This is a genomic window from Thermoleptolyngbya oregonensis NK1-22 (genome assembly GCF_032705245.1).
Taxonomy (GTDB): domain Bacteria; phylum Cyanobacteriota; class Cyanobacteriia; order Elainellales; family Elainellaceae; genus Thermoleptolyngbya; species Thermoleptolyngbya sichuanensis.
The window spans coordinates 2,447,410-2,467,324 of record NZ_CP053540.1 but is presented as its reverse complement, the minus strand read 5'-3'; the positions used below and the strand labels follow the sequence as shown (position 1 = coordinate 2,467,324).

The window sequence follows — 19,915 nt, the reverse complement described above, 5'->3', positions numbered from 1 at the left end:
CCTTAAACCTGCAACCAGCACCCCCTCAGCCACCCATGAACTTTTGCAGCGATAACGTGACCGGAGCGTCGCCCGAAATTCTGTCTGCGCTGATTGCTGCTAATGGCGGAGCCGCGATGCCCTATGGCGCTGACGACATTACGCAGCGGCTCCAGCAGCGGTTTTGTGACCTGTTTGAAACCAACCTGTCGATGTTCCCAGTTGCCACGGGGTCTGCGGCAAACGCGCTGGCTCTGTCGGTCGTTGCGCCGCCCTACGGTGCGATCTACTGCCACGCCGAAGCCCACATCAACGTAGACGAATGCGGCGCACCGGAGCTGTTTACTGGCGGCGCAAAGCTGGTGACGCTTCCAGGGGAAAACGGCAAAATCACGGCGGAGGCGCTGGCCCACGCGCTGGCCCATGCCGGAATTGGGTTTGTGCATCATGTCCAGCCTGCCGCCGTCAGCATTACTCAGGCAACCGAAGCGGGCACAGTGTATACGCTGGAAGAAATTCGGGCGATCGCCCAGGTCGCGCACCAATACCATCTACCGCTGCACATGGATGGGGCGCGGTTTGCCAATGCCCTAGTCAGCCTGGGCTGCACGCCCGCCGAGATGACCTGGCAAGCAGGCGTAGACATGCTCTCCTTTGGGGCAACAAAAAATGGGGCGATCGCCGCCGAGGCCGTCCTCTTTTTTAATCCGGAGCAGGCAGCCGGATTTGAATATCGCCGCAAGCGGGGCGGCCACCTGTTTTCCAAGATGCGCTTTCTCTCTGCCCAACTGGAAGCCTACCTGACAGACGACCTCTGGCTGCGAAACGCCGCCCACGCCAACCGCCTGGCCCAGCGCCTCGCCGCCGGACTGCGGAAAATTCCCGGCGTGACCCTCGCCTATCCCGTCGAAGCCAACGAGCTATTTGTCCGCTTTCCCGACCCCATCCTGAAAGGACTCCAGGCAGACGGCTTTCAGTTCTATGCCTGGGAGTCGGACGGTCGCTCGATGGTGCGCCTAGTAACAGCGTTTAACATGGCCGAAGCAGACGTAGACGCATTCCTCAGCGCCGCCCAGCGCCACAGCCGACCGATCGTAGACGAGGCGGTAGACGAGGCGATCGCCTCCTGACGCTGGGAACTCTTACCAAAAAGCTGGGATTTATGACCTGCGTATTTGTACGGCGATTTTAGTGGCGATCGCCCTCAAAAAAGCACATGGGCATCGTTCCGTAAGATCCGAACTCTAGGGCGATCGCTCCGGTATTTTCCCAGAAACCACCGCCATTTCGGGCGATCCGTGCCAGGTCATCTAGTTATTTTCAGCACAGAGATCCGGATATGCTTGATACAGCCTTGATAAAGTGAGCGAGCAAGTTGAAGTTTTCAAGCTCCAGCTTGCCAATCGTATCCGTAGAGTTGAGCATGGCTGTCTCAATAAACCTGTTCAGTGTGAATCTGTTGAACGATTCGGCGTTTCGTAAAGCCCGGAACTTTGCGATCTACCCGTCAAAATCTGGTTCCGTCGCAATTTGGGTTCCGTCGCAATTTGATTGAGTGAAACACGCATCTCGCATTTTCTTTCGTGAAAGAACTGTAAGTTCTCCGTGAATTTCAGGCTGTAGCGTTGTCATCTCTTGCTATTGAAGGCAAAATCTAGTGTAGGTTGCTACATCGAGTGTTACAAACACTGAAGCTAAATGCGCTCAGTACCTAGACAGGGTTCTCCTCAGAAGCGTTTCTCGTGAAAGCCCGTCTCCCTCGATCTACCTAGTGGTGCTCTGCCAAGTCTGTTCCGACAAAACCACTTAGATAGATCATTCATTCAGCTTATGAAACTAGCCTCAACGTTTGCTCTAACGGCGATCGCCGCTGCGGTTTCCGTCCTGTCTGCTCTGCCCGCCGAAGCACTAAGCATGTTCCGGAACATTGGCCCCCAGTTCAGCCAGGGGCTACCCCCAACCGGCGTGATTGACTTCGAGACACCAGTTCCTGGCATCTACAACACGTTTAGCGAAGACTATGGCAATATCATTGCCACAGGTGATAGGCTGCGGATTCTGCCTGCAAACTCTGCGGCCGATAACTACCTGCGTCTGAGAAATTTAAACGGCAGTAACGTCACGTTCACCAGCGACTACAAAACCTGGGACTCTTTCGGGTTTTTATTTAGAGGTAGGAGCGGTCCTGATGCAAACATGGACATTGTTTTTAATCTGGTCGGCGGTGGCACCTTTTCCACTACCCTTTCCACTTTGCTTACCCTATCGGGTCCTGGTAACTACTTCAGCTTTGTGGCTGGTGTGGGTGACCCCACCATTGAGTCTGTCACCTTCACTCGAACTAGCGGCTATATCAATATCGACAATGTAGCCTACCGGATTGTGCCCACGCCAGCGCTGCTGCCCGGCATTATTGGTATGGGCATTGCGGCAATCAAGAAGCGCCGTGACGGGGCGCTAGAAGAAACTGAGGCCGATGCCGAGGCCTAGAAGGGTTCGCTGGAGGGCGCTCAGGGCTGCTTTGCACTGAGTGCCCATTTAGATGAAACATCCAGATAGGTTTCTTGAGCCTGCTTGTCCTTAGTCTGGCCTGCGTTAGATGCCGTTGGGATCTAACCAGGCCTTTTTCGCGTCGTTATTGTTGCAAACAGGTTGCTTGCAGGCAGGTTGGAACTGGCCCCTCGTTAACCTGCTGCTGGCTGAATCTGCCAAGGGTCGAGCGCGAGGCGATCGCCCTTTGCGAGCGCCCTTCGAGCGCTGATGGATTGAGTCGCTGGGGCATCGGCTCGTCCAGTGCTGAGCCAAATCCCAAAGCCCATCCACCCATCCGGGCTTCCTTTAGCCAGCTCGGTGCAGCGACGCGGGCACGCTCAGGTGACAGGTTCGCAGCGGTGGGAAAATCGTCTCTCCGTTCACCTCTACGCCGACGGCTCCATCTACGCCCAGCGCCAAGGCGACCAGTTCGTGCTTGGTCTGGGGGTTGGGAAAGCGGCCGGTCAGCAAGACGATCGCCCCCCGCTGGCTGACGCGCAGCCCCAGCAGGTCAGTCTCGCGGCAGTGCTGGCGGAAGCAATGTTCGACCCGCTTGGAGAGGCCGTCGTAGTCAAATTCGCCGCATAGCCCAACCCGCTCCGGCGGAATGCGTCGGAAGAGCGGCAGAACAGGAGAAAAAACTGGCAGAGCGCCAGAGCTGTCGCTACTCTGGTTCTCTTCTGGCTCTGAAAAGGATTGCCGTAAGCTCATCTTGAAGGATGTCACCTTAGGGGTTATCAAAGCCAAGACATCAACAAACGGGGAAGACACGAGATCGAGAAGACACAAAACAAGCGTGATCCTGAACCTGCAATCCGGAGGGCGATCGCCCCAGTCGTCATGCCCCAAAGCCGCCCCATCATAGGGGAAACCCAACTGAGAAAAAGGCAGCGGGGAACACGTTCGGGCGGCGGCCCATCTTGCTCCTTAGCCATAAGTCATATGCAGCCATATTGCAGTCATATGCAAACAGATAAGGTGTAAACGGACTCCAACGGACGCACCGGGCAGTGCAGGGATTGCACTTTCAAAAGCTGCTATGCGGACACAACATCCCAGTCGCTTTTAGAAACCGGAAGAGTCTGGAGGGAAAAAGTTATTTTTTGATAAAAACTTTTCGCAGACTTTTGGGTTTTCCGTATTTCAACTGAGTGTGTCGCACAACGTATACACAAACATACCGTATAGTCCGCAGAAGATCAACCGATTTATGTAACAATCATCACTTTGACTGATCTGCTTGCGGATCTTCGCGCATCAACTCCGTAAAATTCCGTATGCCTCCAATGAGGATAGGCTAAATCTTCATGGTGTCACTTACAGTCGGGCACGACTGAGGATTCACCCAGAAAGTTCCCGACGGGTAGCCCCTCAGAATTGAGCTTGACTTTTCGAGGTCAAATCCTCCAGTGTCCTGCTGCCGAAGTGAGATCACCTGAAATTACCCTCAGGACTTACGCACTTGCGATTAAGTTGTCTGGGTTTTGGACGATTTCTCGCGGGCTGCGCCCGCGAGAAATCGTCCAACTGCGTAAGTCCTAACCCTCTTCCAATTGGATGACGTAAGATTACGGCGGGTCGAACGACAGCAAGCGACTGACCGGCTCGTCGGTGTTTTTGGCTACAGGTCGATTGATCGAAATTTCGGATGGCGAAGACGAGGATTGTGCTGCGTATAGAGCATTGGCAGAGTTAGCCGATGGGCTGGTTAATGTGACTTTCGCAGGATTGAGAGCAATCGCCCGCTGCACGGCCACCATTCGGCGGGCTTGGTCGCGGGTGATACTTTCGGTCGTGTTGCCCAGCCCCGGTGCATTCCAGCGCTGCGTGTCGGGGTCGAGAAAGGCACGGGTGCGGGCCCACAGAATCGCCTCTTCGCCCGTGATCCCCTGCTGACGAGCTTCGAGCAGGCGATCGAGATAGCCGCCCCGACTCAACGCCGCACGGGGCGATTGATTCGCCAGATCAATGCCGTTTAGCTGTTCTGCCAGACTTAGCTCTAGTCCTAGCTTGGCAGCGGTTTGCTGGAGCTGCTGCGCTTGCCGCTGGAGCCGCTGGATTTGCTTGCGGTCGGCTTCGGCAGGGGAAGCAGCGCCGTGCTGATAAGAAAAGGTGCCCAGGTTCCACACGCCGTTTCCCGGATCGGTGTGCCCCTGGTAGGCGGCTGTGTAGTCGCCGCGCGGCGTGCGCGTGCCCTCGGCGCTGCCTACGGCGATCGCCACCAGCGAGTCTGCTCCACCTGCAAAGGCCGCCTGAAGCATCGCAGGCAGCACCGCAACTTCCGGACTTTCTGGCAGTGCTGGAGCCGAGACTGGGGCGAGGTTGTTCTGCAACGTTAGCGCGATTCTCGTAGAGATCGCTTCGCGAATCGCCGCCGGAGCCATTTCCAGGTCAAAACTCAGCGCCAGATCTTTGGCAACAGGGGGGGATACCGCCAGCGTTGCAGAGACAGGCACTTCAGACAGCGAAGCGGACGGAGGGCTTTCTGACGGCGGTGTTTGCCCCAGGGACGACACATCGGGCAGTGGCGCAGGCGGCGGGGCCTGGATATTTGCAAGGTTAGGAGCGGGTGCGCTGGGCGGCGGGGGCGGCAGCTTTAGCTGGGCAGCGGTTCGTCCTTTGCCCAGGGGCGGTTCGGTCGCTTGGGGGGGCACGGCTAGCGGCACGATGGGCGGCTGGGCGGCAGAGTCGGGTGGCGCGGAGGGGGCGGTTCCCGTAGGGATCGCTTCGCGAATCGCCGCAGTCGTGAAGCCTTGAAAACCGGAGACTGGCGAATTGGGCGCAGGTGGAGATAGCTCCAGCGATAGGGGAGCTTGGGACGGAACTTGGGGTAGATCCGGGAGCGGATCTTGGGGCAAATCTGGGGGAATATTTGAGGGAATATTTGAGGGAATATCTGGGGGAAGGGCGATATCGCTCCGCGAGGCCAGCGCCAACGCCGTCTGGTTTACCACCGACCCCGCCAGCACCAGCGCCATTGATCCTGCGAGCAGTCCTTTAAATCCTCTAAAAGAGGACTTAGTAGACCAGCGGATTGTACAGGGCGACTCGACCACCAGCGTCAACGACGGGCCGGCCGAGTCGTCGGCCCAGTCCAGCGGATAGCCGCCGACGATATAACCCAAGATTGCCAGTTCTGCCATGTTGGAGGTCGGTCAGGGAACGATTTCGATTTTGGATTGGCGATTTTGGATTGCCAGTTCAGCGTCTTAAGCATCTACTGAGACTGGGGTGATTCGCGAAGCGTTCGCGCAAGCGGAGCGGCACTCTCTCCCTGCGGGAATTGCAGCAATCGGGTGAGCAGCGCGGCTGACGGTTCTACCAGGGCCCAGCGGCCGTCGGTTTGTTTTCTGAGGGCAGCAAAATGCAGCACCTCACCCCGCCCCAGCGGTTGCCCTTCTCGCACCTTGCCTAAGCTGGGCCGCCGCAGCCCACACAGCCGCAGCAGATACGCAGGCACTTCGGGGCTGGAAAACACCACGCAATCTCCCGCGGTCGGCTGTATCTGTCCATCAAACGGGGCGTAGACTCGTCCACCCGCCAGATCGATGGAAATATCCCCCAACCCCGCCAGCACACGATGACCTGCGATCGCACTTCCCGGCTGGATTTGCCAGGTCTGATGGATGGGCACACTGCGAGCGGTTGGCGGTTCCTGGGCTATGCCGCAAGCTGCCAGGGGAATCAGCAGGGCGATTCGCAAAGCGTTCGCGCAAGCGGTGTGGCACACTTTCCCTACGGAAATCACCCCCCACATGGGCCGCCGATTCCAATACGCGACTAGTGGGCGCTTACTTCTTAAATACAAAGTCATAGCCCGCATACTCATTGCCCTCGTACAGCACCACAAACCAGGTCTGCGGGTCAAACGCCAGGGGGTAGGCCTCTCGGTCGGCGGGCACTCCGGCGCGAATCTCGACCTGCGGCAGCCGACAGTAGGGTTCGCTGATCACTGCTTTCACCTGCTCCCGGCTGCTGCGCTCAGGAATGCTGAGCAGTTGTGAAAGCTTGTCGCGGTGCAGCACCGACTGCGACTGCACCACCTCCAAACACTTGTTGCTGACAGGCTTGGGACGGCGATCGCCCAAATCCGTCATCAGCATCGCCAGCATCAGCAGCGACCCACCCATCACCAAATAGGACGCGGGATTTTTGCGTTCCGGTTTACGGCGCTTCATCATTTCCTCCTTCGCCAACTAGCACGAAGCAAGACAGCACAATCAATAGCCAAGCCGCTCCAAGAAGTACGCTCATAGGAATTAAGGGGGGTGAGGGGATTAACTTAGAGCCAGAATCCGGTCAGGAAGAGTCCAGCAGCAATCAGACAGAGGCGATAGCCCAATAGCAGCGACAGACGAGGAACTCGGAACGACAGGGCCGTTGCCACGATTGCAGGGGTGAGCAGGGCGATCGCCACAGGAACCCAAAGCTGCGGCAGCGCCAGTAGAATTTGGTGCGTCGCCACCCGAAACAGCACACCACCCGCCAGCCAAACCCCCGCTTCGGCACAGAACGACAGCGGCTCGCTCGGCGGTTGCAGCCATTTCGCCAGCCTTCGCCCCCAAGCTGGATAGCCAGCCGACAATCGGGGGCGAGTCCGTCTGACCGCTCGCCCTTTAGAAAGAGCAGGGTCAGCCGACACAGAAGAACGCGGAGTAGCTGGGGAAGCCGCCGGGGATGAACCGTTTACTTTGGGCGGAGCGGGGGCAAGCTGAATTTGCATAGGGCGGATTTGCATGGGGCACGTTAGCGCGAGGGAAGTTTGGGAAGCCCGAAGCCCGGTCTATCCGACAATTAGCAATTAGAAGCGTCGCAGGCGATTCGGGAATTCAGAACACCAACTTCAGGCCGGGCTTGGAACGAAGCAGGTTTACAGCGGGTTTAAAGCAGTGCAGTTAAAAACAGGCAATGCAAGACAGTGCGATGCGATAAGGGGTGGGCAGTAAACGGTGGGCAATCAGCAGTGGGGTGAGCGAAAGTGGCGATCGCGCTAGCGTTGCGGAGCAACCTCGCCCCCGCAAAACTGCGTTCCTTTAGTTTAGTACAATTGTACTTAAAACGTAAATGATCTAACGCCCCGGCTTTTGTGCGCTTTTTCTGGAGGTCGGTGTCTGGCTCGTATTCCCGTTCTCTGAACGATTTCCGCCGCTTTTTCCCACGCCATCTCGCCTATCTCGTGCGCCCAGCGACGCAGCAACGTTATGATTCCTTCTGTATCACGCACTTGCTGGGCCGTCCCCGATCCTCAAACCCATGGCCTCTCCCTTGTCTTCCGAACACGCCTCGGCTGCTCGCTCAGTCCGCACCAGGGTATGGCTTTCACGGCTCGCACCCTACCTGTTTCTGGCTCCAGCACTGCTGGTGTTGGGGCTGACGATTTTTTACCCCGCGCTCAACGCCTTCTACCTCAGCTTCACCCGGTTTGAATTTGACATCACCCAGCCCCCCGCCTGGGTCGGCACTGCAAATTTCCAGCGCCTCGTCCGCGACCCCATCTTCTGGCAAACGCTGCGAAATACGCTGCTTTACTTGATTTGCGTTGTTCCCGTCTTGGTGACGCTGCCGTTGGGCCTGGCCATCTTGGTAAATCGGGCATTACCGGGAATTGGCGGATTTCGGGCAGCGTTTTATACGCCTGTGGTGATTTCGATGGTGGTGGCGGGGATCGCCTGGCGTTGGCTCTATGCCGAAACAGGGCTGCTGAACCAACTGCTGCGCTGGCTGGGGCTATCGGAGGCGGGTGTGCCCTGGCTGACCAGCCCGCAACTTGCCCTGTTTAGCGTCATGGCGGTGACGATTTGGAAAGGGCTGGGCTATTACATGGTGATTTACCTGGCAGGACTACAGGCAATCCCAGCGGATTTGTACGAAGCGGGGGCGATCGATGGCTCCACAGGCTGGAAAAAACACTGGGATATTACGGTGCCGCTGATGCGGCCCTATCTGCTGCTGGTGGCGGTGATTTCTGCCATTTCGGCAACGAAGGTGTTTGAGGAAGTGTTTGTGATGACGCAGGGCGGCCCGCGCAACAGTTCCAAAACAATGGTTTACTACGTGTACGAGCGGGCGTTTCAGGATTTGGAGTTGAGCTACGCTTGTACGATAGGGCTGGTGCTGTTTTTGATTATTTTGGGTTTGTCGGTGCTGCGGCTGATGCTGCGTTCGGAATCGCCAGATTTGCCAGGTTGACGCATGATTTCTGACGATTTCTAACAAAACCTCGGCAAAACCCTTGCAAAACTTTAGATAAAACTTTCCGGTTAGCTTCTAGAAAGCTTCGCCGTATAATGTCTGGGCATCTATCATTTGCATGAACCGAAGATTTGCATGAACCGAATTTTTAACCGAGTTGTTCTAAGAGGATGTTTGAAAAGTCCTACTGTTTGTAGCAAAGCGTGCAAGATCCCCCTAAATCCCCCTTAAAAAGGGGGACTTTAAGGCGATTTCCCCCCTTTTTAAGGGGGGCTAGGGGGGATCTCTGAGTGCTTAACATTACAGGCGATACCTTTTCAAACACCCTCTAAGTGCATCCCTGAGTGCATCCCACTAAGTAATCCAACTGACACTAACCCGACCGAACTCGTCCTATAAGCTGCTTGGTTACATTCGATCCTTGTTGTGCTGACTTGATTGTTTCGCTGATTTGATCAGATTTGCGTCCTGCCTGCGTCGTCACCGTTGCCATCAATCCTTAAAATCTGACTACACAATCCTGTGATAGCGGTTTATCCTGGTAGTTTTGATCCTATTACCCTGGGGCATCTCGATATCATCGAGCGTGGCAGTCGGCTATTTGGTCGGCTGATTGTCGTTGTCATGCGGAATCCCAGCAAAACGCCGCTGTTTCCGGTTGATCAGCGGGTGGCACAGATTCAGCAGGCAACTCAGCACTTGCCGAATGTCGAAGTTGACACATTTGATGGATTGACCGTGACCTATGCCAGAATGCAGGGAGCAAAGGTCTTGCTGCGGGGGCTGCGTGTCCTCTCTGATTTTGAGAAGGAGTTGCAGATGGCCCACACCAATAAGACCCTGGCTGAGGATATCGAAACTTTCTTCTTGGCGACTTCGAGCGAGTATAGTTTTCTGAGTAGCAGCTTAGTTAAAGAAATCGCCAAATTTGGCGGCCCTGTTGATCATCTCGTCCCTTCCGCCGTCGCGTTAGATATCTGCCAATGCTACGCCAAGATTCCCCCAACCGCATCGCCCCAGACCGCAACGGAACCAGCGCCAACGCCAGCCTCAATGGAGAGGCGAGCCGAGTCGGTGGAGTAGATATCCAGCGCGAACTGGCCAAGCTGGAAGAGATGATCCTGGAAGGATCGCGGCTGCCGATTATCAATCGGACGCTGATCAACGAGGATCAGGTGCTGGATCAGCTAGAGCTGGTGCAGATGAACCTACATCCGGCTTTTGAAGAGGCGAAGAAACTGCTCCAGCACAAGGAAGAGATTTTGCTGGAGGCGGAGCAATACGCTCAGGAAATCATCGAAACGGCAGAGCGGCGGGCGGCGCAAATTCTCGATGAGATGGGGCTAGTGCGGCAGGCAGAGCTTGAGATGAAGCAAATTCGCCAGCGTGTGCAGCAGGAATGTGAAGTGGCCCATGAGCAGGCAATGGTAGAAATTGAGCGGATGCGGCGGCAGACTCAGCAGGAGATTGAAGACATGCGGCGGCGGGCGATCGCCGAATGTGAGGAAATCCAGGCCGGTGCAGATGACTACGCCGATCGCATCTTGCAAGACCTAGAGCAGCAGTTTTCCGACATGCTGCGTATCGTTCGCAACGGCCGGGGCCAGCTCCAGCCCGAAGCTCCGGCGCGAAATCTGTCGCGGGGGGGCGATCGCCCTAAGAAATAGAGTCAGAAGAATCAGAAGAATCAGAAATAGAGTCTTGGGGCTGAGTCTTGGGGCTAGCGACTGAAGTCTAGCCCTGATCTCTAATCTCTGCCGCGCTGCTTTCTGGGTTCAACCAGCGCCCCTTGCAGCGGCTCGGTCAGCTTCTGGTAGGTGGTGGCCAGCAGCATGTCGAGGTGGGCGCGGAGGCGATGCCACTGCTGGAGGTTGGGGCGATAGGTCTGGTTGTCTTGCTTGAAAAACAGGGGTGCTTCCAGCAGATGGGCTGCGGTTGACTGGCTGGCGGCGGTGGGGATGAGCAGCGCTGTGTCCAGCATTGGCACCAGTCCGGGTGGCAGATGCCCCTCCAGCAGCGCGAGAATGTGCTGACGACAGGCCGTGGTGTCGATGCCGCGCCGTTCTAGCGTGTGCAGCACGCTGTCGAGGGTGACGGGGTGTTGGGGAAAGGTTCGCAGCAACTCCATCAGCAGGTAATAGTCGCTGGTTTGGTGGCGCGGCCGATTCAGCACCTGCGGATGCAGCGGCAACACAGCCAGACCGTAGGCGACGCGGCTACAGGCAGTAGAGGCGTGGCTTGCCGACAGGTAGGTGTCTTGAAGAATAGTGGCGTTGGGCAACTTTTGGTGCAGCCAGCGGGCGATCGCCACCAGCGAGGCGCTGCCCCCAGAGCAGACCACCTGGCGAATTTCCAGCCGCGACAGGCCGGTTTGCCGCAGCAGCGTGTTTAGCTCCCGATTGAGCCGCTCCACGTAGGGCAGCAACACCCGACTGCTGAGGTCGTGGCGCGTCAGGCTGAGGGTCTGGTTGCCCAGAGTGAGCGTCACTTGTTCCTGCTGCTGGAGCGCAATCTTGACCCGCTCGGCGGTATGCAACAGCCAGAGTCCCAAATCGGAACTCCGTAGACGTTGCAGCATTCGGTGGCGGTGGGCCGGGTCGGGATCGCCCACGGCGGGCAGGGTCAAGTCGTCCCATCCCACGGCGAGCCAGGGGTCGGCTGCCGCTTCGGGAGAAACAGGAGGTTCGTGCCAGTCTGCTCCGCCCGGTTTGCGGGACAAGACGTTGGACGATGTTGGGCGATCGCCCCCATTCTTGGGAGTTTCGACCATAGGGCGCTGCGGGCCGTGGGTCTGGCGCACCCAGGCAGGATACACCAGTTGAGTCAGAATGTCCTGGTCGAGGGCTGTGCCCGCGTAGGGCAGCGTGCGAGTTACGAAGTCGCAAGGGCTGAGGTGCTGCAACTGGCTGGGTAAGTTCACCAGTGCTAACTCCGTCAGCGTTGCGCCTGCGCTTAGCACCAGGGTTCCGCCCTGCCAGTTGCCGCTGTAGAGGTCGGCGGGCTGGGCCGGGGCAGGCGAGAGCCGCAGCGGACGCGCATCGGGGCTGGGCAAGCCAGACAGCAGCGTGGCGATCGCCTCTTCCAGCAGAAAAATCTGCTCAGGCCGGCGAACCAAACGAGCCGACAAAATCGCCTCCCGCAGGTTGAAGCTATAGGTATCTGACCAGTTGGCGGGATAGCTGACAATCACGCCCGTCAACTGCCGCAGCGCAAGCTGAAACTGGGCTTCTTCCAGATCCACTGCGCCGCAGGTGAGCAATGGGGTTGTCGTGGCAACGTCTTCGGAGGCATAGCCGCCCGTTGAGAGGGTAAGGCTCACCAACAGCGTCCGTAGCGCTTGCTGAAACAGGCTCAGCGGCAGGGCCTGGGCATCACTCCAGCGGGCGACGGGTTCCCATTGCAGCGTCTCGGTGGAATAGTAGGGCACGCCGACTTGCAGGTAGGGCTTGAGGTGGCTGAGAGTGAGCTGATGGGGTTGTTGGGTGCGCGGCTGGCCGAGGCTGGCAGAGAGGGGGGCGATCGCAATGGGAGCCGTATTTTGATCCTTCTCATCTGCCGCACTGAGTTGCACCTGCACGGGCAGCCGAAACGTCTTGCGGGCGGGCAGGCGATTGCGCTCCGACGCAGGCGGCAATTCCAGCCAGTAAACCGGGTACAGCGCTCCCGCTGGATATCGCAGCAGCACTACCGAAATGCCCGTTGTTCCAATGTCCAACCCCAGATACCACTGGACATTCTCAGCCTGCTTTGCCGATGCTTCAGCGGGTTTGCCTGCCTGGGGCGAACCAGATCCAGACACACCCGACAGGGCAGACAGCAGCCGCGACAGCGCCTCTGGAGCAATCCCCAGAGTTTGCATCAAATCCTGTAGCTCTAGATCCGGCTCATAGTCTTCTGGATCAAAGCTTTCGAGCCAGGGTTGCGATGGGTCCGTTGCAGACAGCGGCAACTCGGCAGCAGGAGCAGGGGCAAAATCTGGGTTTGGGCCCAAATTGCCTCCGGCAGCGGACAGCAGTTCCCCATCTGGGTCAGCACTATTGGGGACGGCGGGTGTTGGGCTGGAGCCGCCCGAAGCCTCTGGGTTCGCGGGGGTTGGGCGGATTAGAGGATTTTTTTTTTGCCTCGCTGGAGGAATCAGGCGAATCCGCAGGCTGCGCCTCATCCACCGGATTCCCTGGATTCCCCAAGTCAGCCGCAGGGGCGGGTTCCGCGTCATCAAACAAACTGGTCAAATCGGCTGCGGTTAGGCTGGTGCTGGGCGACCCTGGCGGCGGCACAGGAGTCACCTCGCCCACCGACGGCAAATCTTCAAACAGGCTCTCCAAGCCGCTCAGCGTAAACGCTGCCTCACCCGGCGGTGGCGCAGGCACCGATAGCGATAGATTTTCCAGGATGCTATCCGAGAGGGAGTCGCTGGGTGGGGGGACGCTGGGTTGGCGCAGACTGGGCTGCGGGGCAGGTGGCAGTTCTGCAAACAGGTCTTCGAGGCTGTTGGGAATTGCCGGAGGAGGAGCGAGGTCAGGAGAGTTCGCAGGAACGCCCTGGGACGGCGCAGGCGAGGCAGGCACGTCAAAATCCGCCGAAAAATCGTCCAGGCTGGCAGACTCTAACCCGACATTCTCAGCAGGCATGGCTGAGGGCGTGGCTGAGGGCGCGGCTGAGGGCACTTCTGCGGGAGATACAGCAGCACTGCCTGCGCTAGAACCTTCTAGTCCAGAGAATAGATCCTCAGCAAGCAGATCGCTGGAAAAATCACTGGAAAAATCCCCAGAGAAGTCATCTGAAAAATCGTCAGCGAACGAGTCCTCTAATGACTCCTCCACTAAGGGCGAGTGATCCGCTGGGTGGAGGGGTGTTTGCACATCAGCGATCGCCCCCATCTCGTCCAATGGGGCAACTGGTGCAGGCTCCGTTTGCATCACCGCCTGAAAGTCGCTCAGGCTCAGATCTTCTCGGTCGGGCGGCAGCTCGGTTTCATCCAGCGCGTTGACCCAATCCGCCAGCGATTCTGGTGTGGTCAGAGGAGCGATCGCTTTTTCGGGCAAGGGGGTGGAGAGTCCCGGCGGCGGCCCGTCCAGCAGCAGCGTCATCTCGTCGTCCGACCCATCTTCGACAGGAAACAGGCTGGAGATAAACAGATCCTCTTCCGTCGGGGCATTCTGAGCAGAAGAACTGCCCTGCCAGTAGGACTGTCCCTCGTCGGTCAGTTCGGCAGCCGAACTCGCAGCGGGGAACGGATCGGGCGACTCGCGCAGCGATTCCTGCGGGAATTGCCCCCAGTCTGCCAGCGAATCTGTAAAGCTACTGCTCGTTTCAGAGTCCGTTTCAGAATTCGTTTCAGATACATCTGTGGCGGGCGCTGCTGCGGACGAACTGAGGGCAGCCAAGTCGGTGCTAAAGGCATCCGCCGCCAGCCCCTCCAGATCTGATAAATCAGCCGCAAGCTGCTCCAGCGTGGTCTGGGTCACCTGTACATCGGGACGGGGACTGGACAGCACATCGTCGCCACCCAGCAGGTCTTCACCCGGATTTGCAGGCTCGTAGCGATCTTCCGCATCGGTCGCCAGTCCATTCGCTGGCAGCCCCACCGCCGACTCTTCTGCGGATTCTGCCGCCATCAGTTGCAGCAGGTCGTTGAGGGAGCGGATCACCTCCGGCTTGTTGGGCTGGGGCGAAGACAGTCCACCGTCCGGTTCCTCGGCAGGGGGCGGCTCTGGAGATTCCCCAAACAGCAGATGCTCGACTGCTTCGGGCGATCGCTCTGTGGAATGAGGCGCGGTGGAATGAGGCGCAGTGGAATGGGACGGCTGCAAGGCAGAGGACTCGGTTTGCGCCGTCGGCTCGGCTGGCTCTGCTATTTCTCCAGCAGGGGCTTCCCCAGCAGCGGCCGCAGCAGGAACATTCATGAACTCGCTCAACAAGTCCACCAGTTCATCAACGCTGGGGCTGGCGATCGCCGCATCGGTCGCATCGGCTGCATCGCTGGCTGGGTCTGCCTGGCCGCCAAACAAAGCCTGATCCAGGCTGTCCAGGCTACCCAACTCGGCATCAATGGGGGGCGTATCGCTCAGAGCTGTTAGATCAGTCAGATCAGTCGAACCAGACAGATTAGACAGACCAGATTCACTTTCATTCACCGAACCAGGTTCTGCTACATCCGTTAGATCGGGGGTGGACTGAACGCGCGATCGCTGCTCCGCATCCGACAGGTGTTGATCGACTGGCTCTTCATCTGCCGTCTCTGCCGTCTCTCCGGTGGCCCCAGCCGCGTCTATGCCAAACAGGCTCTCGTAAAACGCATCCAGTTCGTCATAGGAGTCTGTACCGCTAACGGAGTCGGCATCCAGCCCAAATCCCGTCGTCAGGTCGGCGCTATCGGGCCCGTCGGTGGAGCCTGCCTGCTCTAGCTCGGCATCCAGTTGGGTACTAATTTGCCCCAGTAGATCTAGCGCCGAGTCCAAATCTTCAATTGACAAGCCTGGACTGACGGAGGCTTCTTCTGTCTCTTCTGTCTCTTTAGCCTCTTCTGTCTCTTCAGCCTCCTCAGCATCGACCTGCAAGACCGTGCGAGGATCGCCCAGTGGCTCATCTGGCGGAAAATCCGTCATCGCCGACTCGTCAATCTGGAACATCGTCAGGTCTTCGTCGCCATCGTCTAGCGATGCAAACTCCGCGTCGTCCTCCAGTTCTGGCAGTTCCGGCACTGATGCCAGTTCCAGCCGCTCTAGCTCCTGAGTCAGCAGTTCCAAGGCTTCTAGGTCGTCAATTTCGTCCAACAGCCCCGGATAGGCAGTGGAACCCATCGGGCGGGTATCAGCAGGCATTGGGTCTGACTCGCTTTCGGGGGCCACACGGTCAGTCGCACCAGATTCCGGGCTGGGTTCCGGAACCTGGAATACCGTCAGTTCCTCATCCAAATCGGATTCTGGCACCTGGAATACGGTCAAGTCTTCATCCGAAACAGGTTCCGGCACCTGAAATACCGTCAGTTCGTCTTCCAGTTCGCTGAGGAGTTGGTCGATTGGGTCGAGGCTGTCGGACTGCGGGCGAGCAGACGGAGCAGTGGTTTCCAGCGAGGCAGGTGGCCACTGTTCCGTCGCTGGCTCTGTCGTCGGCTGTGGGGCAGGCGGCTCGGCAGGCGGGCGGGCCGACGACTGGGGCAGGCTAGTAGCGGGCTGCCATTCGGCATCTTGAATCGAGGCCTGGAGGTAGTGGGAGGCTTCTCGGCTGAGCTGTTCAGCTAGGCGGTTCACCATTGCCGCAAAGATGGACTCGCCCTGCTGCCCCAGGGTATTCATCTTGTCCAGCCCCAGGCTGAGCGATTCTTGATAGGTTTCGATGTTGCTCTGGAGCGACTCGAAGATGACTCGCAGGCTGTTGTCTAGCTTCAGCAGCAGTTGGTCAGACTGAGCCTGGATGCGCTGAATTTGCTGGAGGCGCTCGGCAGGCGTGAGGGCGGGCACCTCAGTTGCAGATAGGGACACAGCCGGATCGGCTGTTTCTGATGCGGCAGAGGGGCGATGTGGCTCTGCAATGCTGGCACCAGCACCCGCAGCCTGGGCCTCGATCTCCGTCAGCATTTGGGCCACCTGCCCCGATAGATCTGCCTGCAACCGGCTCATCAGCGTTTGCAAAAACTCGGAGATGAGGCGCTGCTGGTCGGCGGCGGGCAGCGTGGCAGCAGGCGGCGGTGTGGCATCCGTCAGCACGGCCTGTTGGCGCTGAGATTCTAGCTCGTGAATTTCTTGCAGGAGGCGATCGCGCTGGCGATACAGCACTTCCAGGTCATTTCGCAACGGCTGCATCACCGTCGTCCGCAAGTAGGTCATCTCTTGCAGCATGGCTTGTAGCACCTGTTGGGCCGATTCCGCAGGCGAGGTCGGCGACAGGGGCACCGCATAGCCCTGATTCATTGGGTCGTGGGCGAGGGCGCTCCCCGCTGCTGGGGTTCCCTGCTGCTGCATTTGGGCCAGATAGCGTCGGGTTTCCTCCAGGACGCGGCGCTGTTGGTCGGCCTCGCCGCTCATTACCCAAGGCAGCCGGGGGCTGGATTTGCCCAGCACCTCGTCGATCGCCCGAATTAAGTCCTGAAGTTGCGCCGGTTGATACGTCACGGTTGTCTTGAGGGGAACGAAGGAAGCGGCCTAGAGTTGCCGAAGCTAGCAGGTAGATGGGTTAAAGGTTTGCCTGGGCTGGGTTTACCGAGAGTGGGTTTGCCTGGACTGGATTTGCCTGGAGTAGGCTTAGCTGTTGCGCTTACGCTTGCCGTCGTGGACTGGATTGACCTTCGGATTGCTCTTCTGGATTGACCCTTCTGGACTGACTTAGGGGTAGCTTAGCGGTTCGCCCACGTAAGACTCGCCAATGGCGGTTGGCTTACGTTAAGTAGTCGCTATGCGTATAGCAAGTCCATGTATCCGCAAGTTCCCCAAGTCCCTCAAAGTCCATCGATGATTTAAGTACGCCTACTCAAGTACACCTATATCGCTATAGGATTCCCAAAAAACGCCGCCATTCTTCCCATGCTGCAAGAAAAATCAACGTTTTGGAGCTACATTTTGGGTTGAACACTCGCTCAAGACTTGAATTTCAGAGCTTGAGTGTAGGACTTAAATGCAAGGCTCCTAGGGTAAGGCACATCCAGCACTGTAGAGCGTGCCCAAATTTTAATGTGTAATTGCGTAATTGGAACCACGGTTTATGGGCGATCGCTCTTCTAGTCTAGATCGGCGTTCTTCTGAAGAGACGGGCGTTTTGAAAGATTTGTCGCAGCTTACTCTCTCTTGAGAGGGATGGACTTTGAGTTTCACGCTAAGATAGCGCAGGGTTATAGCACACCTGGCACATTGACCTGGCATATCCTGACTAGCCACAACCGTTGCCGATCGGCATATCGCACTTCATAATTTGTACTGGGTGCGGTTCAAGATTCCGTATTTCTCCCGTCTTGAACGGTTGGCGCGGTCGATGTGTTTTTTGATAAAGCAAGCTGGCAAAGATAAAGCAAACTGAATAAAGCAAGCTGAGAAAACAAACTGAGAAGACAAACTGAGAAAACAGGTCAGTCGGTCAAACGCAGAGCAAATCAAGAGCAAGCATGGGCAGCCCCCTTATATCACTTGGAACGATGGGACTTAGCAGCTTTGTGAACCGGGATAAAGCCCCCGCAGGCCCGGATGTATCCACTCAGCGCCCTGCCTTTGTGCTGTCGGGGCTGACGGGCGCGGCAATTGCGGCGGTCTGTTGGCTGGGCATGGGCGATCGCGCTTTAGCTCAGACTGCGGCCCCGCCCAACCCCGTGCTGAAAATCGGCATCGTGCAGCGCTTTGGCGACGAACCGCAGGACGTGCTGACGCTGCAACCTGCCGAGGGCGATCGCCTCTCGCTCCGCTTCAAAACCGACGACGGGCAAGACCAGACCGTGACCACTGCCGCCCCGGTGAGGGTGGGTGTGGTGATGGAGCCGCTGCCAGAGCCAAAGGTGGTGGAAAAGGTGGTGTTGGGGAACCACCGCAGCTTTGAGAGCGCAGAAGACCAGGCCAACCAGTGGCGATCGCGCGGCATCGAGGTAGAACTGGCCCAGCCGCGCCAGTGGCAAGTATGGGCCAAGCGAGACACCTACGAAACGCCGCTGGTGCGTCGGCTGTTGCTGAAGAATTTGCAAGCCCAGGGCGCGCGCACTGCCTTTATCGATCGCCAGGTGCAGCGGCAGGTGCCCCGCGCCGTGCTGGAGGTGGAGGGCAACCGCCTGATGCGCGATGAGGTGGAAATTCTCTCTTCCTACAGCCGCGTGTTCGTCACCGAAGGCGAACTGCCCCCCAACGCGGCTCGCAATGCCAATGTGCCAAACCGTCGGCTCTACGGTGGCAGTCTGCGCCTCCAGCCCAATGCCTACGGCAACTATACCCTCGTCAACTACGTCCCCACGGAAACCTACCTGCGCGGTGTCGTGCCCCACGAAATTGGGCCGTCTGCGCCGCCCACCGCAGTCCAGGCTCAGGCGATTTTGGCGCGCACCTATGCCCTGCGAAACCTGCGGCGATTTGCCATCGACGGCTACGAACTCTGTGCTGATACTCAGTGCCAGGTTTACAAAGGGCTGACGGGCGCGGTGGAATCGGCGGATCGGGCGATCGCCGCCACACGGGGTCAAGTGCTGACCTATCGCAACGAGCTAATCGACGCGCTCTATTCCTCCACCACGGGCGGCATCACGGCTCCTTTTGCTGACGTGTGGAACGGGCAAAACCGTCCCTACCTGCGGGCCGTGGTGGACTCCGTAGAAGGCGTGTGGGATTTGGCCAATCGCCCCCTGTCGGACGAGATGAATCTGCGAGCTTTTCTAAACCTGCGGCAGGGCTTTAACGAAGCAGGCTGGGACAGCTTCCGCTGGCGCAAGGAAAGCACTCTGGAAAACATTGCCGAAGGGCTACGCCGCTATTTGCAGAGCCAGCGCCATCCGTTTGCCAACCTGACGCGGGTGGAGTCGGTGCAGGTGGTGGAGCGATCGCCCGCCGGTCGGGTGCAAAAGCTGCTCATCCAGAGCGATCGCGGCCCAATCACCCTGGAAAAAGACGAGATTCTTCGGGCGCTCTATGCCCCCACCAGTACCCTGTTCTACCTGGAACCCCTCTACGCTCAGGTGCCCATTCCCCAAAACGCGCCTAGCTCAGCCGCACCAGAGGACGGAGAAACAGGGGTTGAAGCTACCCCCTCTCCTTCGGTGTCCAAGCCATCCCCTGTTGCTGCCGAACCCGATGCCGCCGAGACAGCGCCTATCAAAGCTGCAAAGCCCGCCGAGGAAGCGACAGGCAATTCGCTAGAAGCGCAGAACCGCGTGCCGACGATGACGGTACTCAAGGGCTACACCTTTGTCGGCGGGGGCCTGGGCCACGCCGTCGGCATGAGCCAAACGGGGTCCTATCGATTGGGACGACTGGGCTGGTCGGCCGCCCGCATCCTCAGTTTCTACTACCCCGGCGCTCAATTGGTCACGCTCAACGAAAACATTGTCTTCTGGCGCGACCCGTTGAACTAGCGCTGGAACCAACGCTGGAGCAAAGCTGGAACACTGCCAGAACACTGTCGGGACGTGCTTGCAGAGAACGCACAGGAGGGGGGTTCCTTTTTATACCAGATATCGACGTGCTGTGCTGACTGTTGACTCAGCGCTGTGCGGCATTTACTGTCGTGCTGACCTGCGTATATCTTC

Annotated in this window: 13 protein-coding genes; 6 read left to right on the top strand and 7 right to left on the bottom strand. The window is 58.2% G+C overall.

What is annotated here, in order from left to right; all coding sequences use genetic code 11:
- Positions 1–35 precede the first annotated feature (35 nt).
- Together HNI00_RS10620 and HNI00_RS10615 are read left to right on the top strand one after the other, a co-directional pair.
- Positions 36–1,109: a threonine aldolase family protein gene (locus tag HNI00_RS10620; protein WP_316793125.1), complete on the top strand. Its 1,074-nt coding sequence runs from the start codon at positions 36–38 to the stop codon at positions 1,107–1,109.
- 700 nt (positions 1,110–1,809) lie between these two features.
- Complete coding sequence (locus tag HNI00_RS10615) at positions 1,810–2,469, top strand: PTPA-CTERM sorting domain-containing protein (RefSeq protein ID WP_316793123.1); 660 nt, start codon at positions 1,810–1,812, stop codon at positions 2,467–2,469.
- Between the two features lie 194 nt (positions 2,470–2,663).
- On the opposite strand, the gene HNI00_RS10610 is transcribed toward HNI00_RS10615, so the two are convergent.
- The 6 genes from HNI00_RS10610 to HNI00_RS10585 all read right to left on the bottom strand — a co-directional run bounded on the left by HNI00_RS10610 (position 2,664) and on the right by HNI00_RS10585 (position 7,249).
- Positions 2,664–2,798, bottom strand: a complete 135-nt coding sequence (locus tag HNI00_RS10610) for a hypothetical protein (protein ID WP_316793120.1) — start codon at positions 2,796–2,798, stop codon at positions 2,664–2,666.
- Positions 2,799–2,817: 19 nt separating this feature from the next.
- The gene (locus tag HNI00_RS10605) at positions 2,818–3,222 is read right to left on the bottom strand and encodes a hypothetical protein (RefSeq protein WP_316793117.1); all 405 of its coding nucleotides are present in this window, start codon (positions 3,220–3,222) and stop codon (positions 2,818–2,820) included.
- Between the two features lie 857 nt (positions 3,223–4,079).
- Positions 4,080–5,654 carry a hypothetical protein gene (locus tag HNI00_RS10600; RefSeq protein WP_316793115.1) on the bottom strand — a complete coding sequence of 525 codons (1,575 nt, stop codon included), beginning with the start codon at positions 5,652–5,654 and terminating at the stop codon, positions 4,080–4,082.
- Between the two features lie 74 nt (positions 5,655–5,728).
- Positions 5,729–6,268, bottom strand: coding sequence for a hypothetical protein (locus HNI00_RS10595; RefSeq protein WP_316793113.1), 540 nt, complete (start codon positions 6,266–6,268; stop codon positions 5,729–5,731).
- 34 nt (positions 6,269–6,302) lie between these two features.
- Entirely contained in the window at positions 6,303–6,692 is a 390-nt protein-coding gene (locus HNI00_RS10590; RefSeq protein WP_225910613.1) for a hypothetical protein, read from the bottom strand.
- A 101-nt stretch (positions 6,693–6,793) separates the two neighbouring features.
- Positions 6,794–7,249 (bottom strand): hypothetical protein, encoded by a 456-nt coding sequence (locus HNI00_RS10585; RefSeq protein WP_316793110.1) that lies wholly within the window; start codon positions 7,247–7,249, stop codon positions 6,794–6,796.
- A 515-nt stretch (positions 7,250–7,764) separates the two neighbouring features.
- Between HNI00_RS10585 and HNI00_RS10580 the strand changes: the two genes are divergently transcribed.
- From HNI00_RS10580 to HNI00_RS10570, 3 genes are all read left to right on the top strand, one after another.
- Positions 7,765–8,700, top strand: coding sequence for a carbohydrate ABC transporter permease (locus HNI00_RS10580; protein ID WP_316793108.1), 936 nt, complete (start codon positions 7,765–7,767; stop codon positions 8,698–8,700).
- Positions 8,701–9,225: 525 nt separating this feature from the next.
- Positions 9,226–9,786, top strand: coding sequence for a pantetheine-phosphate adenylyltransferase (gene coaD / locus HNI00_RS10575; RefSeq protein ID WP_316793107.1), 561 nt, complete (start codon positions 9,226–9,228; stop codon positions 9,784–9,786).
- Positions 9,687–10,370, top strand: coding sequence for an ATP synthase F0 subunit B (locus HNI00_RS10570; protein WP_316793105.1), 684 nt, complete (start codon positions 9,687–9,689; stop codon positions 10,368–10,370). The genes coaD and HNI00_RS10570 overlap by 100 nt, the downstream gene beginning before the upstream one ends.
- A 2,367-nt stretch (positions 10,371–12,737) precedes the next feature.
- Here HNI00_RS10570 and HNI00_RS10565 read toward each other — a convergent pair.
- Positions 12,738–16,817, bottom strand: coding sequence for a hypothetical protein (locus HNI00_RS10565; RefSeq protein WP_316793103.1), 4,080 nt, complete (start codon positions 16,815–16,817; stop codon positions 12,738–12,740).
- Between the two features lie 1,013 nt (positions 16,818–17,830).
- Between HNI00_RS10565 and HNI00_RS10560 the strand changes: the two genes are divergently transcribed.
- On the top strand, positions 17,831–19,741 hold the full coding sequence (locus HNI00_RS10560) for a SpoIID/LytB domain-containing protein (RefSeq protein ID WP_316793101.1): 1,911 nt from the start codon (positions 17,831–17,833) through the stop codon (positions 19,739–19,741).
- Positions 19,742–19,915: the final 174 nt, after the last annotated feature.

Bases quoted from the DNA above. Each gene is read 5' to 3' on its own strand.
- HNI00_RS10620 (WP_316793125.1), top strand. From the start codon at position 36: ATGAACTTTTGCAGCGATAACGTGACCGGAGCGTCGCCCGAAATTCTG.
- HNI00_RS10615 (WP_316793123.1), top strand. From the start codon at position 1,810: ATGAAACTAGCCTCAACGTTTGCTCTAACGGCGATCGCCGCTGCGGTT.
- HNI00_RS10610 (WP_316793120.1), bottom strand. From the start codon at position 2,798: ATGGGCTTTGGGATTTGGCTCAGCACTGGACGAGCCGATGCCCCAGCG.
- HNI00_RS10605 (WP_316793117.1), bottom strand. From the start codon at position 3,222: ATGAGCTTACGGCAATCCTTTTCAGAGCCAGAAGAGAACCAGAGTAGC.
- HNI00_RS10600 (WP_316793115.1), bottom strand. From the start codon at position 5,654: ATGGCAGAACTGGCAATCTTGGGTTATATCGTCGGCGGCTATCCGCTG.
- HNI00_RS10595 (WP_316793113.1), bottom strand. From the start codon at position 6,268: ATGTGGGGGGTGATTTCCGTAGGGAAAGTGTGCCACACCGCTTGCGCG.
- HNI00_RS10590 (WP_225910613.1), bottom strand. From the start codon at position 6,692: ATGATGAAGCGCCGTAAACCGGAACGCAAAAATCCCGCGTCCTATTTG.
- HNI00_RS10585 (WP_316793110.1), bottom strand. From the start codon at position 7,249: ATGCAAATCCGCCCTATGCAAATTCAGCTTGCCCCCGCTCCGCCCAAA.
- HNI00_RS10580 (WP_316793108.1), top strand. From the start codon at position 7,765: ATGGCCTCTCCCTTGTCTTCCGAACACGCCTCGGCTGCTCGCTCAGTC.
- HNI00_RS10570 (WP_316793105.1), top strand. From the start codon at position 9,687: ATGCTACGCCAAGATTCCCCCAACCGCATCGCCCCAGACCGCAACGGA.
- HNI00_RS10560 (WP_316793101.1), top strand. From the start codon at position 17,831: ATGGGACTTAGCAGCTTTGTGAACCGGGATAAAGCCCCCGCAGGCCCG.